The following is a 14,257-nucleotide window of genomic DNA, read 5'->3' as shown; positions in this document are numbered from 1 at the left end:
GAGGAGGTTGATAGCGGAGACGGCGGCTAGCTTGCGACTGCTCGTGGAAGACGTGCCGTGTCCGTGACTATGGTCGTCGTGCGACCCGTCATGGAGGTGGCCGGACTCGTGATCACTCATGCTATCGTGAACCCGTCACGCCATAATTATTAAACTAACTGAGAAATAGGCTCCTTTTCTAATTAATTTCTAATAATAGATGGCTCTTGAGTTGTTAAGAATCTCAATCTCGGCTGACCGTCCATTCTCGATGAGACGTATAGCAGGTAGCGCCCACTGTTCTCGGTTCGACCCAGCTATGGGCCCTGAACGGTATGAGACGGTCAAGCGTTCGTGCTGCCAATTCTCTTCAACAGACTACAGGTTCGATCGGATGATGCCGATCTTCGGAAACGCAGAGTTTGTTGGCCCCCATAACGGGTGAGGGGCTCGTCGCGAGGATGAGTTCCCCGCTAATTCGGTACGATACCATGGCAACTAGAGACATCTACGAAACTGGCTTCGACGAAGACGTTCGAACGGAATCGAGTGCGAACCAGTGTCCCGAGTGCAACGGACGGGTCACAACGAATGCTGTCGAAACGATCTGCGAGGACTGTGGCCTGGTCATCGACGAACAGCGCATCGATCACGGGCCGGAGTGGCGGACATACGACAACGATGAGTGCGAACGAACGGGCCCCCCGCTCACTGCGGCTCGCCACGATCGCGGCCTGTCGACGGAAATCGGTCGCGGCACCGACGCGAAGGGGAACGAACTCTCGGGGCAGAAGCGACGGCGACTCGCGCGGATGCGCCGTGAGCAGACCCGTGGACGGTTTCAGTCGAAAGCTGAACGCAACCTCGCACACGGGCTTAGTGAAGTCCGCCGGATCAGTAGTGTGCTCGAACTATCCGAGACGATCCGTGACCAGGCCTGCCAGCTATTCCGGAGTGCCCAGAACGAGGACCTCCTCCAGGGCCGGTCGATCGAGGCGATGGCCGCCGCGAGTGTCTACGGCGCGTGTCGGTGTAACGGGCGACCACGAACGCTCGACGACATCACCGAGTCGGCGCGCGTCGAGCAATCGCGGGTGACGAACGCATACACGACGCTGAATACGGAACTCGGCCTGCCAGCCCAGCCCGTGACGCCGAGTGCGTTCGTTCCGCGGTTGGCCTCGGAGCTCGGTGTCTCCGATCAAATCCGGCAGCGGGCTCGGCAGTTGGCGGAAGCATCCGAATCGACCGGAGCAACCACGGGGGTTCGACCATCTGGGTTCGCCGCAGCCTGTCTGTACAAGGCCGGACGCGAAGACGGACGGTGGCTCACCCAGTCGGACGTCGCTGACGTTGCGAACGTCTCGGTGGTCACCGTGCGGACCCACCGTGACGCGCTGGACGAACTGGCTGTTTAACGCCCACACTGCTGATTTTCGGTTGTATGTCTGTAGTCTGATTGATGTGAGAGCCATTGTTTAAATCCGAAGACGAAGCATGATACGGCCAGATCACTCTATGACCGACCAGTACGCCGACTACGAAGCCCTCCGACCGCTCGGCGAAGCGACCCACGTTCCCGACGATCAACTCGCCAGTAGTAGTGGCGAGCCCCGGCGGCAACGCTCTGGTGGCGTCGACACGGACTATCCAGACGACCCGACAGCAGATGAGACCGAGTGCGCTTCCTGTGGAGCGTCAATCCCCGCTGGCCAGTCGAAGTGCCGATTCTGTCTCACGAATCACCTCGATGTCGCCGACGGCCAGGACATATCGGACGCCAGATGGTCGCTCCTCCATGTCGTCCAGATGCTCGTCGAAGCGTCGACGTTCTACGGCGCCGTGGCAAAGGGATCTGCTGCGGCCTCGCTCCTCGCAAAATCGGACGCCGACCCAGTAGTCGATGACTGCAAGCTAATCTATGATCTCGACGAGGAGCCGGCCCCACAGCTTGTCAATCAGTGGCCCTCGCTCCCCTCGGCGACACGGGTCACGTCTGAATGTGGTACTCAGCTGCTCGCGTCCGCTCGCAACCGGACACCGTGGACAGAGACGACGCAGTCCTGTCACGACGGCGAGCACGCGACGTTCCTCTACGAGGAAACCGGGAGTGGGGTTCACTCCGAAGATCGTCTTGTAAGCCTCCGTGAGGACGCAGACGACGACCTCTGGCTGGTGCCGGCGATTGCGCTCCAGGAATCCGTTGGCAAGACAAATACCGAACAGCCACGACGCGAGCGCCCAAACAGAACTCACCTCGAGTGTCGGGAATGTGATCGGGAGACCAAGCATCGATTTCGCGAATTCGAGGCTGTCCCCGATGACGAGTGGACCGGGCAGCCCATGTGGGAGTGTCAGCGATGCGGGACACCTCGCTATGGGCCCGAACCCGAAGCCAGTCAGTAGAGACGGCGTCAGTTTAACCAACGGATCCTGATATCGATTCGTTCTGTTGGTTAACTGGAGGTCAGTTCGTGATCACTCCCGAACCGCCCCGCTGACTGCCCGCCGGTGTTTTTTCGCGCCGTAAATTGGCGGAGGCGCACACATGGACCCACGAGACACCCCCGGCTATCGACTCCACCGCGCGCTCAGTAGCCTCACCAGTATCGACAGCGACCAATTGGAGCCCGCTGATCAAGAGCGAATTAGCACCGCGACGACGCTCCTCGAGCAGGTAGATTTTCTCACCCAACCGAATACGACGAGGGACGGTGACGTCAACAGAGAATCCTGACAGCTCGACGCGTCGGCAGCGCAACGTCATGTGGCCGTCACAGCGTGAGCAGTTGCTCGCCCCCTGAAGGGGTGCGGGGGCGCGAGACAGCTCCCGAGAACAATCCATGGCAACACTCCAAGCCGCAACGACATCGACCGGCGCGCTCGTATCGGATCCACAGGCAGTCCGCGAGCTCTGTGAGAACCACTGCTTCGGGACGCTCAACTGGGAGGTGGACGACGACGGCGAACTGATCATCTGGGGCTACGACAGCTTCGAAGTGTACGAGGCTCGTGAGAACGGACTTCCTGACTACGACGGTGGGATCGTGACCCACGAGTTCCTCTGGCAACTCGCCGAGTACATCGATGGTGATGAGGAACTCGACATCCAGACGGCCGGGTATACGAAGTGTCGATTCCCGGTGCTCGCCAACCGGTACGTCGTTCGCGACGGTGAGGTCCTTCACGCCGATCTCAGCGGACTCGACCCGATCGACGAGTAACTGGTGACCAACCCCTTGGCGGGTGCTGAGGAGTCGTTTATCGGGGGCTATAGGACTGAGCCCCCTCGTGGGGCTTCGTGATTCCATGTCCGAACAACCACCCGACGACCCGTTCGAGGACTGTGTGCTAGGCCCTGACGCTATTCTCGGGACGCGCACCTTCAAAGGTGTCCTGTTCACCGAGAAGACCGAGACGCCCGTGAACGTACTGACTGGCGAGACGCCCGAGCATTCGAAGACAAATGTCGACGAAGCCAGAGCCTTCGCCGTCGGAATCGACAGCGACACCCCGCAGATCGCGCTGCAAGCGTCGGTCGAGGCACAGATCGAAACCGCGAGCAAACCGTACACGGCAGCCGCGTTCTTCCACTTCAAAGCGACTGGAACACTCGCACTCCACCGCGCCTACCACGCAGCGTACGAATCGGCGGCGTTCGCGGTCGATTTCGACGCCGACTACGAAACCGGTGACCTGACGATCACCGTCGAGGAGATCACTGGGTCGGAACGAGACGACGCCTAGCGAGCGCGTATTCCGGCGGTGTTTATCGAGTGCCGGCGATGGGTGCCGGCGCACCAAGCAGTGACGCGGAGCGGAGTCGCGTGCGTCGGCAGACCGAGGTGACAACCGATGCACATGGTCATTTACACGCTCGTAGAGGCATCAACACGAGACGACGCACTCGCCACCGGAAAGACGGTGTTCGATCGACTCGTCGGCGCCGTGCCACACGCAGGTGCTGTCTTCGATTACTACGTGTGCTTTGACGAGGAGGACACGACGGTTGCTGGAACGGCCCGTTGGGGTGATCTCCCGGTTGCAGCTTCTGTGGAATCCGATGAGGGCGAGGCCCTGCTCGAACGCGGCTGGGAAGCCACGAAAGAGGAGTTTCAGCGGAATCTCAACCGGGTGAAGGAGGCACTCGACGAACACAGCGACGAGGAGATCATGCGCGATGCGGACCTCGCCCGGCACGCATTCCACCAGGTCGGTGCGTACGACGGGCCTTCGGTCTGCCTGTATGACGAACATGGCAGCGGCATCCGGCATCGAGGCCAGTTGGAGCGAATTCTCGACGAGAGTGACGATCTCTGGATTGTGCCGGCGGACATCCACTTCTGAGGGAACAAACCGGCCAGCTGCTCCGTGGTGCAGTGACCGCAGAGCGTTTTTTCGCCCCCTGAGGGGTGCGGGGGTGCTCGAACGAGCACACCTCGAATAGAACGATGAGTGGAACTATCGACTCACAATCAGTCGAACAGACACGCCCGAGAAGTGACCGTGACGTCGTCTACGTCGGCTATCGACAGCGAGGCCGCGCCATCGTGGAGAAACAGCCCGGTCAGGAACGGCTCACTCCAAATCGGAGTCTCGAGTTGGCGAGTCACAGTCCCTCTGGCTTCGAATGGGGATACGGGGGCAGTGGCCCGGCACAACTCGCGCTCGCGCTCCTGCTCGATTACTCCGACGACGAGGAGGTTGCGCTAGCGCAATACACGGAGTTCAAAAACCAGGTCGTAAGCCAGTTGGATTGCACTGGTCCCGGCGGGCGCTGGCGACTCACCGGCAGTGACATCGACGCAGTCCTTCGCGAGACATCCGACGAAGCGGCCGCACCGTCCATCTGAGCACCGATCACTGAGAGTAACATATGTCGGAACACAACCAGCCGTCTCGTGCGGATGTCGAATCGATAGAGAACAGTGAGCGGCCGTCACCAACGGAATACGTCGAACGCAGCGACGTCGGTGTCTCGCTGACCGTGAAGCTCAAGCGCGGAACCGGGACACGAGATGAAGACCAGATCAAAGCCAAGGTGAAAGCGAAAACGCTCGAAGACGCCCGAGAGGACATGGAGATCCTTCGAGCGTACGTTCACAAACTCGCCGAGGACGCCCGCCAAATCCAACCCGAGGAAGAAGACGAGTAAGCAGTCTAGCGGGTCTCACAAAACGATTTGGCAGGCCACAAATTTCGACTCGTTTTGACTGAACTATCTGTTCAATGTGTGTGCGTATTGCCCACGGAAAATTTCTTCCGTTTCAATGAGGTGTTTCGAAAGATGTGCGAGATACAGGGCGCGTATCGGTCTTACAATCTCCGTAGAGAACGCCCAGAGTCGACTCAATGGAAGAAATTAAATCGGGATGACAAACGCAATCTCGGGGTGAGTTCCCTCAGTCGTCGGCTAAGGAAGCCGTGGATGCGAGGGCGATGAGCGCTTCGGCCTGCGTGAGCACGGTCCGGAGATCGTCACGCTTGACCTCTGTAATCGTCAGTTGATTGGGCTTCAACGGTTTGGGAAGGTCACTATTGTCGAATGTGATGACCTCGCCGTTCTCGTCACGCAGGAAGCGTATGTTCCGGACAAAGGTATGGTGGTCGTCAATATCTCGCTGTGGGGTATCTTCGGCCAGCACACGAGCTGGGCCGGTGAACACTGCGAGCATCGTCCCGTCTGTACCATTGATAAGTCCGACATCGCCGTCCTCAACCTCGAAGAGGAACCGGCGGATGCAGCCTTTGGCGTTTCCAGCTTTGTGTTTGGTATCGTGATCATAGCGGGTGTGAATGACATCGCGGACAGCGTTCCAGTCAACTTCTCCTGTGATGTCGTCTCGATACTCTTCGACAAAGATAGCAGGAGCCACCTCGGTGCCAGCTTCGACATCCGAGTCGATCAGTGGCCGTCCTTCATGCCGGAGCCCCCAGTCAGAGATGGTAACTTCTTCGTGTCGCCTCGCCACCTGTGTCATCTCGGACTGATCTTCCTCTTCGTCCTGGTAGACCAAATTGAGCCGGTACACCGATACCTCACGGAATAGGGCCCGCAGGTCCTCAAGTAATCTATCCATGTGCATATGGTGAGTACACACCTTATAGTAAAACGCTTTCGAATGGTGATTTGGAACTTGGGTAGATTTACCCTTTGATGGTGTGTACGAATTGGATCCAGTTCACTATTTTAGCGTCCAGAGTGGTCATATTGGGATGAATCTCCGTGCTGGGTGGGCAAGGCAACGACTCGGTGCGGACGTTCGTCGGTCATATAGTGGGATTCCATGCAGGTGGGTCGCACGGGACCGTCGAAGAATTTGAGAACTCAATGATGAACCGCATTCCAACGGTGTAGAGTAAAGAGGTACGAATGGTGGAGTGACGTGGTCAGTAACCCCTCCTGCTGACTACATCCTCTGTATCTTGTGCGTGTTTTCTGACATTACGGAGGTGGGTTGGCGCTCTACATCGGTATGCAAGGCTCCTGTACTGAGCGTTCAGCCTATTCGCCACACGACGCGAAACGAGGATGCACAAACTACTCTCTGACATTCTCAGTCCGGCGCTGTTTTTTCGTCGCCTCAGCAGGAGCGGAGGCGACACTCAGTGAGCAACTCCTCAGAGCAATCCACGGAATCGAGCGGCCTATCACCGGAACAGCGTCTCGAACCATCGAATACGGGACTTCTCAACGCCGGCATCGTGACGATTCACGACATGGAGACGCTGCGGGCCTGCGTTGCCTACGAGAACACCCACCAGAATCGGGTCCAGATTCTCCGGCGTCTCGAACACAGAGCCAGCGAACTCCGCAAAGAAGAGGGCTGAGACAACGCTCGTGGAAGTTTTTCGGAGCCTCCAGTGGGTGGAGGCTCAATTCACATGAGCAATCGACCGGAAATCGAGATTCAACAGCAGACCGCCTTCGGAGACGATGGCCAGCTCGAAGTGACCGGGACGAGCGTCGAAACCTCCCTCGAGGACTTCGGTGCGGACGTGGACCATCGCGACCGTGATTCACGGCTCGATCGGCCCGAGGCGAGTGAGTTCGGCGTCGACGACCGTCCGGAGGTAGAACAATCGTCCGAGAGTGATCAGTCGAACCTCTTCGCCGATACTACCGAGGATCAGCAGACGCTCGCCGGCGACGATGCATCCGATCGCTGTCTCTTCGAGGAGTAACCAACAACCAGTTCGTTCGACTGGCTGTGTTGGGTAAGTGATGGTGAGAAGCGAGATATCGACTCGCGAGACTAGTCAATCCCCGAATCAAGCGACTGCGAGCCTCCCGAACGCGGGGGCATCAGTACCCATGCCACGAATTACAAATTGGACGCGTGAGAGCCGTACCCCGAAGCTAGCGTATCGCAACACAGAGACCAACGCGCACGCGGTGTTTCACCGAGCGCCGGACTCGTATATCCACAAGTGGCGTGCCGCGATCCTCGTCGACGGCTACCCGGTGTGGTCGCGCGGATTCGAGACGAAAGAAGCTACCTCGCTTCGCGATGAACTCCGAAAGCGACCCCACCCTGAGTTACCTTGTCCAGAGTGTCTAATCGACGACGTCGTCGTCGGCCAGAAGAGTGCTGACGGCGCGAAAGTCCAACGGTGGTTCGAATGTCGAGAGTGCGGCTACGAAAGCCGGTCAGCAATCATCTACGGCCCTGAACGCTGAACGAGAGTTCGGAAGGACACGTGCTCGTTAGCGGAAGGTGTCATAGAATAGTCCCTCCAAGATGAATTTCGGGATGATGCCGATGCCGTTCGCTGTGAGGAAGTCGGCGACGTGTGCAGAGAGGCTGTCGCACCAGCGCCAGAGGAAGGCGAATCTGATCAAACGGTTTCGAGCGCGCTCTCGATTGGTTCGTCGCCTTCGATCATCTCGAAGGTCTTCCCGTAGGTGTTCTCCGTGTCGAGTGCGGTACCGAGCGTGCGGGCAACGTCGGCGCGGGTGACTTGGCCGCGTTCGACCCGACGGGCTGCCTCGATCCGCCCGGTTGCGGACTCGTTGGTCAACTCCCCTGGTCGGACGATCGTCTCCGTGAGTTCGCTTGCTTGGAGATGCTCATCAGCCGCCAGTTTGGCTTCGAGGTACGGCCGAAGCGCGTCGGGACTCTCCTCAGGGTTGTCGGCATTGATCGCACTGAGCATGACAAAGCGCGGGACACCGTGCTCTTCGGCTTCGTCGATTAGCCTGATTGCACCGTCTCGATCGACGCCTTCGACGTCCTCGCCACCAGACCCCGCCGCGAAGATGATCGCGTCGCTTCCGTCGACGGCGGTGGATACGTCCTCGGTGAGGTCCGCGACGACCACCTCGACGCCGAAGGCCTCCATCTCCGAGACCTGTGACTCCTCACGCACCATCGCTTGGACTGTGTGATCGCGTTCGCTCAGCACCTCAGTGATATGCTGGCCGACCCCGCCGTGTGATCCTGCGATGAGTACGTTCATGGCGTCGTAACGGACGTGCGATAGCGCCAAAAGAATTCGTACTCGGGGAAGCTCCTGATCCGGTAGAGCGGTCATCAGAGACCACCACCGGCCCTTCACGAGGTAGTTTTTGAGCGCCCGAGAGGGGCGCGGGCGCAGGCGAATGTGCCCCCAGAGGTGACCAGAATGGACGATACAACCCAGACGATAGCGTACCGGCTGACGATCACCGTCGACGGCGTCGAGCTACCCGTCGATGAGGAAATGCGCCATGCACTCCTGGACGATCTTCGCGTAGCAGTCCGTGACCGAATCGGGGAGCGCCACGGCGTCGAAGTGGACCAGGACGACATCACCATCGCGACGGGGTATCGCTACGCGCAGGTGCCAGCAGAGTGTCCGCTCTGCAGCGAGCGTCTCGATCTCCTGAGTGTCCATCTGAACAACGAGAACGGCGCGTACGCGAGCGCGAAGTGTTCCGATGAAGACTGCGAGTGGAGCGGCGACGCCGTCTATCGAATCATCGACCTCGAAGGCGGCGAGAGCAACGCCATCGAGAGCAGCGTCCTGACCGGCGATATCACGCCGAGCTACGACCCTTACTGATGAATTCAATGGAAGACACGCCCACATTCACGCGTATCGAACCGATCTGCCCTCGCGACGGCTGCGACTCGCAGCTTGGTATTGGGAAACCCGTCTATGCAGGCGAGCAGACCGACATCGCCTACGCCGACGTCTGGTGTCAGAACGAGGCGTGTTCGTTCACTGCCTGCGCGCAGTTCGCACTCGTCGATCTTCTTCACGAAGAGGCGGACTCAGAGACGAGTCTCGTCCACGCCGGAGAGATCGACCCACTCGAGGCTCGATACCACCGGTGAGTTAACCAACATCAGGAGCGGTAAAGCTGCTGTTGTTGGTTAATAGTGGCGTCCGCTGGTGGTATTTTCTCGCCCCGAGAGCGGGCGCGGGGCGAGTACTCCCGCGTCTTCTGGGTGATTCGAGATGGCGCTTTCAGCACGTCCGACCAGCAGCATCGCGACTGAAATTACGGCAGCCCGGCAGGCCGACCACGTAGCATTCCTTCACCGCGTTCCCTTCGCGCTTGACGCATTCCGACTCGGGTTTCTCACGGGTTTTCGCGAGGACTGTACCTACCAACAGCACCAGTACACAAACTTGGAGTTACCAGTCGGGATGCTGGATAACGACTTTCGCAATCCTGACCTTGATCGGTACGTCGAGCGTTTCTTCGAGTACGAACCACAGGTCGGCGTGATCGGTGACGCCTACGACGTCGACGAGGTCAACGAATACGTTGCTGCCGCTCGCGAGATTCAGGGAAGCTATCCAGCGGCTGACCTCGTGATCGTCCCGAAGTGCCGTGCGGCGATTCACGCGATCCCTGATGACCTCGTCGTCGGCTACTCGCGCGGCTACGCTGATCGACTCGCCCACGAGTTCTCCGACCCTGTGGACTGGCGCGGGCGGCGAGTGGGTCAACGAGGAAGTCGTCGTCGACGAGGGACTGGTGACCAGCCGCAAGCCCGACGACATCCCCGCCTTCTGTGATAAAATCATCGAGGAGTTCGAGGAAGGTCGCCACTAACGGCGCGGTAGCGCGAAAGGGTCCATCGCCACGTCCGGCGTTCGTGAACGAGATGTGAGATTCGTCTTTGCTGCTTCTGTCTGTCCAATTTCAGATGTTAGGGGAGTTTGGCCTCCAGTACGTCGACTTCTTCTATCTCCGGCGGTTCTGCGAACAGCTCGTCCGCGTTTTCCTCCAAGGCAGCAGCGATTTCGCCCGAGAGATGCGCTTCCCGACCGGATTCATCCGGAAAGGTGTCGAAGATGCCGAACGTCGAATCGTCCATGCGGAGCGCGAACCACGTGGTGGTGTCCGGTTCTTCCTCGGCCATCGGCAGTGCCGAACGGAGGAATTCCTCGACATCGGATTCTTTGCCGGACTGTGCTTGGAGTCGAACGAGGAGGGCGACGTTTGCGTCGGTCATACCCAGTCCGTAGGTAGGTGCGCAACTCACATAACTATTTATGCTAGACGCTCAGGTGCTGAGGAGTACTCGGGTGAAACGCAGAGCCTTACCCGCTGCTTCCTCCTTCCGATTCTTACGCCGCCTGAGTTACGTGATCTTCTTTCCGGGGCGGTAGCGGCTGTGTCGAGGACTCACCCAACACCTGCTCAAAGCTAAATGAGCCGTGGCGGTGAGCGAAGCTCTCCGCCGGCTCGCCGTTTGTGAACGTCGACATCGATTCACGCAGCGCCAACAACGATGTACGCGCGCGTGCCGCATGGCACCGCGCGTACGGGACTCCAAGGCCGTATTTCAGCCGCCAGTTCCCCCCTTCGATTGCATTCGTACTCACTGGCCCATTGAACTCTTCTTCGTCCTCGTCCCAGAACGATGGGTGCTCCTCACGGAGTGTCGCCACTATCTCCTCGTACGCAGTCTCGTACTCGTCTTCGAGATACTCCCGCAACTCCTCTAACTCGCCCGCCTCGTGCAGTTCGGACACGCGCTCGTCGCTGCGAGCGCGTGTCCGGAGCTTGTGGACGAGACACTTCACCCGATCCGGCAAGATGTCGTTGTAGCAGTCGTTGTCGTCGGTGAGCCAATAATCCACACCCAAGAGCGGGAAGACGAGCGCGAGCGCCAGCGCTCGCGCGAAGGCGGTGTTCCGACACTGGAGTCCGGCGAAACAACCCAGCTGAGTCAGATAGGAACATCCGACAGTGAACCCTTCCGGCCACTTCTTCGGGTTTTCTCCCTCCTGTTTCCGGCGCATATTTTCCTCGTAGAGGTCTTTCTTTGCGCCCTTCTTCGCCGGATAGGTCTCGTCGGCGACCCCGACGAGACCGTCGATGTCCTCGGCAGCGAGTTCGTCGGCGAACTCGGTTTTGAGTTCGTCAACGGTGCTGACACCGAACAACAGCGAGAGGAAGTTCATCGAGAGGATGCAGCCGGCAATCGTGACGCTGTGCTGCTCGGCGACTTCGTCGCCGAACAGCTCGGCATAGCGTTGGATCGTATCGCGGTCAACCTGGAGACCGTACTGATTCTGAAGAATCCGTTCGCACGCGTGGAACGGATTCTTCGCCGCATGGAACAGGCAGAGATCAACGACTGGTTTGGCGTATTCACAGTCCTCGTAGAACAGCTCCCCGATATCGCCATCGTAGGAATGTCTGCACTCGGAGCACTGATACCGCTGAATCTCGACAGTGATCTCGTCGAAGCCATCCTCGGTGATGAGGATGGCGAAGAGCCGATCCGTTCGGTAGCCGTTCTTCCAGACCGTGGTTTCACCGCACTTCGGACAGGGCCGCGGGTCTCCGACCCGCTGGCCCTGAAACCCGCGAAACCAACTCTGAAACGCATGAATTAGACCGAGTGGTACGAGGCTGTTCAGCGTCTTTTCTTCGGTTTCGTGCATGAGTAGTGGCCAGTAAGAGAGGGTGGTATTTCACTCCCGTTGCAGACACCACCCCAAGAGGGGCACGAGCGTATTCTATGACAGGGTGCGACGGAGTCACTCCGTAACCCTGAGCGGATTCTTCCTGCCGGTGTGACGCCGTCGTCCAGTTTTTCGAGCCCCCGAAGAGGGCGAAGGCTCGATAACGAGTCTTCAGACTGAGGTGAATTCCCGTGAGTCAACAACAACGTGTGAACGACGTCTCGATCGATGCGATTCCAGTCGATATCACGAACACACAATCCGGCGAGGTCGAGCCCGCCGAAGTTCCCGAGGAGATCCGGTCAATCACTCGTGGACTCGCAAGTGAGCAGCCGCCGACGAACCCGCTCGTCGTCTTGAAAGCGGCTCGCTGGTGGTACATCCACGGGAAGGGCGGGACTGATCCCGCGTTCCAGTGGGCCACCGAGTGGGCGCGACACCTCGCGACCGACACGCCCAGCGACGTGGAGCAGTTCGATGAGTTCCTCGAGTACCTCGTCGCGGTCGGCTTCGCTGACGAGAAAGCAGTCCTGCGGTGACCGCCGCCGCGAGTTTTTTGTGCGCCCCAAGGGGTGCGGCGCGTCCTGAACTGACGCAATCGCCGTGAACTCGATTCGGTGAATATTATGGCTACGGCCAGTGACTCGTCGGTCTCGTTCGAGGAGACCGACGCCCGACACGACGAGATGCACAGTACCATCGAAGACTGGATCGACGACCTCGTTGCAGACGTCGAGGACGCGCAGTCCAGCTCAGAGTTCCAGGAGTGGCTTGATGTTCAATCCCGGTTCCACGACTATTCGCACCGGAATACACTCCTCATCAATCTCCAGTGCCCTGACGCGACGAAGGTCGCGGGGTACAACACCTGGCGGAATGAGTTCGACCGGCACGTCCAGGAGGGCGAGCAGGCGATCTGGATCTGGGCCCCGATCATCACCACGCAATGTCCTGAGTGCGAAAATTCGCCCAGCTACCACGAGCAAAGCGGCTGTGAGTACGACGAGACGGCGCCGGACGAGTGGTCGAAAGGGCTTGTCGGGTTCAAACCAACGGCTGTCTTCGACGTGTCCCAGACCGAGGGTGAGCCGCTTCCCGAGTTGGAGACAGAGGCGACTGGCGATGCCGACGACCTAGTACCCGCACTCGAGGATGCAGCCGCTGAGATCGACGTGACGGTCCGTATCGTCGACGCTGTCGACTGGGAGCATGGCGACGCCAAGGGCGTCTGCAAATACCGGAGTAAGCGTGATCTCCAACCAGTCGTTGAGGCGAAAGCCCGCACGAATCAGGCCGATCTCGCCGTGACGCTCATCCACGAGTTCGCTCACGCGCTCCTCCACGCAGACGTCACCGACGAGACCGAGCGGGCGAAACGCGAGGTCGAAGCCGAAGCCGTCGCGTACATCGTCGGTCGGTATTTCGATCTCGACACGAGCGGATCCGCATTCTACTTAGCCGCGTGGCAAGGTGATGAGCCGGACGTGATTCAGGATCGTCTCAGTCGGATCAGTTCGACGGCTCAGGAAATCATCGGAACGGTTACAGAGAGCTGAACGCGCGGTTCTCGCCTGTTAACCAACATCTGGACGCTAATACCGTTCTGCGTTGGGCTCGATACCTCTGATTTTGAAGTCGTCGCCGCCGGCGACCCTCCCGAAGTATTTCGTCAACGCACCAGCGTCGCTTTCGCGCTGCGGGACGAACGCCACCCAGTCGTAGTGGGCTTCGTGTTCGAGCCGAATCTCGACACGTTCCGTGATCTCCGTCGCGAGCGTCTCGAGGTCCTCGCGGTCATCGTCGTCGACGTCGGGGTCCGGCGTCACCCAGATGGAGTCGACGATGCCGTGGACGACGCGCCAGCCGCCAGCTTCCAGCCGCTGTTTCGCCGTCAGCAGAATCTCGCGAGCGAATGCGTTGATTGCCTCATGGCACTCGATACGGCCGAATTTCGCGTTGCTGAACCCTTGATAGCCGAAGCAGGCGACGAGAATCCACTTCAGCGCTCCCGACCGTCCCTCGAGCTCCGCCAGCCGGTCCTCGTCGGGGTCGTCTCGTTCCTTTTCGCGACGGATGGCCGCCTTGATCTCGTCGCGCGCGTCGATGATCGGCTGCAGCACGTCGACGAGGTAGCCCCGGTCGTCGCAGATCGAGTATCCGAGACCGGGGACGTCGTCGCGGTCGCTGTGGCAGTCACACCGGATAACGTCCGGTGAGACGTTCCGGGTACAGATGATGTTCGGGTACAACGAGGAGAAGTCGAGTTCGTGGACGTTCTCGTGAAGCCCGACCTCGGGAGCGAAGATGAAGCCGCCGCGGTCGGCGTCGTGGAGCGTCCCCATCTGCTTGTAGAACTCGTGGCGCC

Annotated in this window: 20 protein-coding genes and 2 pseudogenes; 17 read left to right on the top strand and 5 right to left on the bottom strand. The window is 59.4% G+C overall.

The genetic code is table 11. The annotated features are described in order from the left end of the window. Positions 1-470: 470 nt before the first annotated feature. The 8 genes from ACP99_RS16935 to ACP99_RS16900 all read left to right on the top strand — a co-directional run bounded on the left by ACP99_RS16935 (position 471) and on the right by ACP99_RS16900 (position 5,134). Entirely contained in the window at positions 471-1,397 is a 927-nt protein-coding gene (locus tag ACP99_RS16935) for a transcription initiation factor IIB (RefSeq protein WP_049987722.1), read from the top strand. A gap of 100 nt (positions 1,398-1,497) precedes the next feature. Further along, entirely contained in the window at positions 1,498-2,385 is an 888-nt protein-coding gene (locus tag ACP99_RS16930) for a biosurfactant protein 1 (RefSeq protein ID WP_049987721.1), read from the top strand. A 142-nt stretch (positions 2,386-2,527) separates the two neighbouring features. Beyond that, the gene (locus ACP99_RS16925; protein WP_049987720.1) at positions 2,528-2,716 is read left to right on the top strand and encodes a hypothetical protein; all 189 of its coding nucleotides are present in this window, start codon (positions 2,528-2,530) and stop codon (positions 2,714-2,716) included. A gap of 106 nt (positions 2,717-2,822) precedes the next feature. Next, positions 2,823-3,203 (top strand): hypothetical protein, encoded by a 381-nt coding sequence (locus ACP99_RS16920; protein ID WP_049987719.1) that lies wholly within the window; start codon positions 2,823-2,825, stop codon positions 3,201-3,203. An 85-nt stretch (positions 3,204-3,288) separates the two neighbouring features. Further along, positions 3,289-3,726, top strand: coding sequence for a hypothetical protein (locus tag ACP99_RS16915; RefSeq protein ID WP_049987718.1), 438 nt, complete (start codon positions 3,289-3,291; stop codon positions 3,724-3,726). Between the two features lie 108 nt (positions 3,727-3,834). Beyond that, positions 3,835-4,326, top strand: coding sequence for a hypothetical protein (locus ACP99_RS16910; RefSeq protein ID WP_049987717.1), 492 nt, complete (start codon positions 3,835-3,837; stop codon positions 4,324-4,326). A 104-nt stretch (positions 4,327-4,430) separates the two neighbouring features. Continuing rightward, a complete protein-coding gene (locus ACP99_RS16905) occupies positions 4,431-4,832 on the top strand; it encodes a DUF6166 domain-containing protein (RefSeq protein WP_006186966.1) in 402 nt (133 codons plus the stop codon). Between the two features lie 23 nt (positions 4,833-4,855). Further along, positions 4,856-5,134 carry a DUF7389 domain-containing protein gene (locus tag ACP99_RS16900; RefSeq protein WP_049987716.1) on the top strand — a complete coding sequence of 93 codons (279 nt, stop codon included), beginning with the start codon at positions 4,856-4,858 and terminating at the stop codon, positions 5,132-5,134. Between the two features lie 247 nt (positions 5,135-5,381). On the opposite strand, the gene ACP99_RS16895 is transcribed toward ACP99_RS16900, so the two are convergent. Next, a complete protein-coding gene (locus ACP99_RS16895) occupies positions 5,382-6,065 on the bottom strand; it encodes a hypothetical protein (RefSeq protein WP_049987715.1) in 684 nt (227 codons plus the stop codon). A 523-nt stretch (positions 6,066-6,588) separates the two neighbouring features. On the opposite strand from ACP99_RS16895, the gene ACP99_RS16890 reads away from it, so the two are divergent. The 3 genes from ACP99_RS16890 (at position 6,589) to ACP99_RS21090 (ending at position 7,660) form a co-directional block, all read left to right on the top strand. Then, on the top strand, positions 6,589-6,810 hold the full coding sequence (locus tag ACP99_RS16890) for a hypothetical protein (protein ID WP_049892641.1): 222 nt from the start codon (positions 6,589-6,591) through the stop codon (positions 6,808-6,810). Positions 6,811-6,864: 54 nt separating this feature from the next. After that, a complete protein-coding gene (locus ACP99_RS16885) occupies positions 6,865-7,164 on the top strand; it encodes a hypothetical protein (RefSeq protein ID WP_049892640.1) in 300 nt (99 codons plus the stop codon). 130 nt (positions 7,165-7,294) lie between these two features. Further along, complete coding sequence (locus tag ACP99_RS21090) at positions 7,295-7,660, top strand: DUF7568 family protein (RefSeq protein WP_081927556.1); 366 nt, start codon at positions 7,295-7,297, stop codon at positions 7,658-7,660. A 158-nt stretch (positions 7,661-7,818) separates the two neighbouring features. On the opposite strand, the gene ACP99_RS16880 is transcribed toward ACP99_RS21090, so the two are convergent. Then, entirely contained in the window at positions 7,819-8,439 is a 621-nt protein-coding gene (locus ACP99_RS16880; RefSeq protein WP_049987714.1) for an SDR family oxidoreductase, read from the bottom strand. Positions 8,440-8,604: 165 nt separating this feature from the next. Between ACP99_RS16880 and ACP99_RS16875 the strand changes: the two genes are divergently transcribed. The 4 genes and pseudogenes from ACP99_RS16875 to ACP99_RS21295 all read left to right on the top strand — a co-directional run. Next, the gene (locus ACP99_RS16875) at positions 8,605-9,024 is read left to right on the top strand and encodes a hypothetical protein (RefSeq protein ID WP_049987713.1); all 420 of its coding nucleotides are present in this window, start codon (positions 8,605-8,607) and stop codon (positions 9,022-9,024) included. After that, positions 9,024-9,299: a hypothetical protein gene (locus ACP99_RS16870; protein WP_012289564.1), complete on the top strand. Its 276-nt coding sequence runs from the start codon at positions 9,024-9,026 to the stop codon at positions 9,297-9,299. Before ACP99_RS16875 ends, ACP99_RS16870 begins: the two co-directional genes overlap by 1 nt. 124 nt (positions 9,300-9,423) lie before the next feature. Continuing rightward, positions 9,424-9,915: pseudogene (locus ACP99_RS21085) on the top strand (DUF6610 family protein); the annotation flags it as partial. Further along, positions 9,875-10,027: pseudogene (locus ACP99_RS21295) on the top strand (DJ-1/PfpI family protein); the annotation flags it as partial. The pseudogenes ACP99_RS21085 and ACP99_RS21295, both read left to right, overlap by 41 nt. Positions 10,028-10,124: 97 nt before the next feature. Here the strand turns inward: ACP99_RS21295 and ACP99_RS16855 are convergent. Next, positions 10,125-10,430, bottom strand: a complete 306-nt coding sequence (locus tag ACP99_RS16855; protein WP_004054295.1) for a putative quinol monooxygenase — start codon at positions 10,428-10,430, stop codon at positions 10,125-10,127. A 115-nt stretch (positions 10,431-10,545) separates the two neighbouring features. Next, the gene (locus tag ACP99_RS16850) at positions 10,546-11,871 is read right to left on the bottom strand and encodes a hypothetical protein (RefSeq protein WP_049987710.1); all 1,326 of its coding nucleotides are present in this window, start codon (positions 11,869-11,871) and stop codon (positions 10,546-10,548) included. Positions 11,872-12,083: 212 nt separating this feature from the next. On the opposite strand from ACP99_RS16850, the gene ACP99_RS16845 reads away from it, so the two are divergent. Next, positions 12,084-12,431, top strand: a complete 348-nt coding sequence (locus ACP99_RS16845; protein WP_049987709.1) for a hypothetical protein — start codon at positions 12,084-12,086, stop codon at positions 12,429-12,431. A gap of 87 nt (positions 12,432-12,518) precedes the next feature. Further along, complete coding sequence (locus ACP99_RS16840; RefSeq protein WP_049987708.1) at positions 12,519-13,448, top strand: ArdC-like ssDNA-binding domain-containing protein; 930 nt, start codon at positions 12,519-12,521, stop codon at positions 13,446-13,448. Positions 13,449-13,484: 36 nt separating this feature from the next. Here the strand turns inward: ACP99_RS16840 and ACP99_RS16835 are convergent. Next, a partial coding sequence (locus ACP99_RS16835; RefSeq protein WP_331280790.1) for a DNA polymerase domain-containing protein occupies positions 13,485-14,257 on the bottom strand: 773 nt, incomplete at its 5' end.

Origin of the sequence: Halobellus rufus (genome assembly GCF_000739575.1) — an archaeon.
Lineage (GTDB): Archaea > Halobacteriota > Halobacteria > Halobacteriales > Haloferacaceae > Haloquadratum > Haloquadratum rufum.
Note: the sequence above shows the minus strand (reverse complement) of the source record. Positions and strands in the feature narration are given on the sequence as shown.

Excerpts from the sequence above, each read along its gene's own strand:
- ACP99_RS16870 (WP_012289564.1), top strand. The coding sequence starts at position 9,024 with ATGAATTCAATGGAAGACACGCCCACATTCACGCGTATCGAACCGATC.
- ACP99_RS16840 (WP_049987708.1), top strand. The coding sequence starts at position 12,519 with ATGGCTACGGCCAGTGACTCGTCGGTCTCGTTCGAGGAGACCGACGCC.
- ACP99_RS16885 (WP_049892640.1), top strand. The coding sequence starts at position 6,865 with ATGAGCAATCGACCGGAAATCGAGATTCAACAGCAGACCGCCTTCGGA.
- ACP99_RS16850 (WP_049987710.1), bottom strand. The coding sequence starts at position 11,871 with ATGCACGAAACCGAAGAAAAGACGCTGAACAGCCTCGTACCACTCGGT.
- ACP99_RS16910 (WP_049987717.1), top strand. The coding sequence starts at position 3,835 with ATGCACATGGTCATTTACACGCTCGTAGAGGCATCAACACGAGACGAC.
- ACP99_RS16880 (WP_049987714.1), bottom strand. The coding sequence starts at position 8,439 with ATGAACGTACTCATCGCAGGATCACACGGCGGGGTCGGCCAGCATATC.
- ACP99_RS16920 (WP_049987719.1), top strand. The coding sequence starts at position 2,823 with ATGGCAACACTCCAAGCCGCAACGACATCGACCGGCGCGCTCGTATCG.
- ACP99_RS16875 (WP_049987713.1), top strand. The coding sequence starts at position 8,605 with ATGGACGATACAACCCAGACGATAGCGTACCGGCTGACGATCACCGTC.
- ACP99_RS16930 (WP_049987721.1), top strand. The coding sequence starts at position 1,498 with ATGACCGACCAGTACGCCGACTACGAAGCCCTCCGACCGCTCGGCGAA.
- ACP99_RS21090 (WP_081927556.1), top strand. The coding sequence starts at position 7,295 with ATGCCACGAATTACAAATTGGACGCGTGAGAGCCGTACCCCGAAGCTA.
- ACP99_RS16935 (WP_049987722.1), top strand. The coding sequence starts at position 471 with ATGGCAACTAGAGACATCTACGAAACTGGCTTCGACGAAGACGTTCGA.
- ACP99_RS16905 (WP_006186966.1), top strand. The coding sequence starts at position 4,431 with ATGAGTGGAACTATCGACTCACAATCAGTCGAACAGACACGCCCGAGA.
- ACP99_RS16900 (WP_049987716.1), top strand. The coding sequence starts at position 4,856 with ATGTCGGAACACAACCAGCCGTCTCGTGCGGATGTCGAATCGATAGAG.
- ACP99_RS16925 (WP_049987720.1), top strand. The coding sequence starts at position 2,528 with ATGGACCCACGAGACACCCCCGGCTATCGACTCCACCGCGCGCTCAGT.
- ACP99_RS16855 (WP_004054295.1), bottom strand. The coding sequence starts at position 10,430 with ATGACCGACGCAAACGTCGCCCTCCTCGTTCGACTCCAAGCACAGTCC.
- ACP99_RS16915 (WP_049987718.1), top strand. The coding sequence starts at position 3,289 with ATGTCCGAACAACCACCCGACGACCCGTTCGAGGACTGTGTGCTAGGC.
- ACP99_RS16895 (WP_049987715.1), bottom strand. The coding sequence starts at position 6,065 with ATGCACATGGATAGATTACTTGAGGACCTGCGGGCCCTATTCCGTGAG.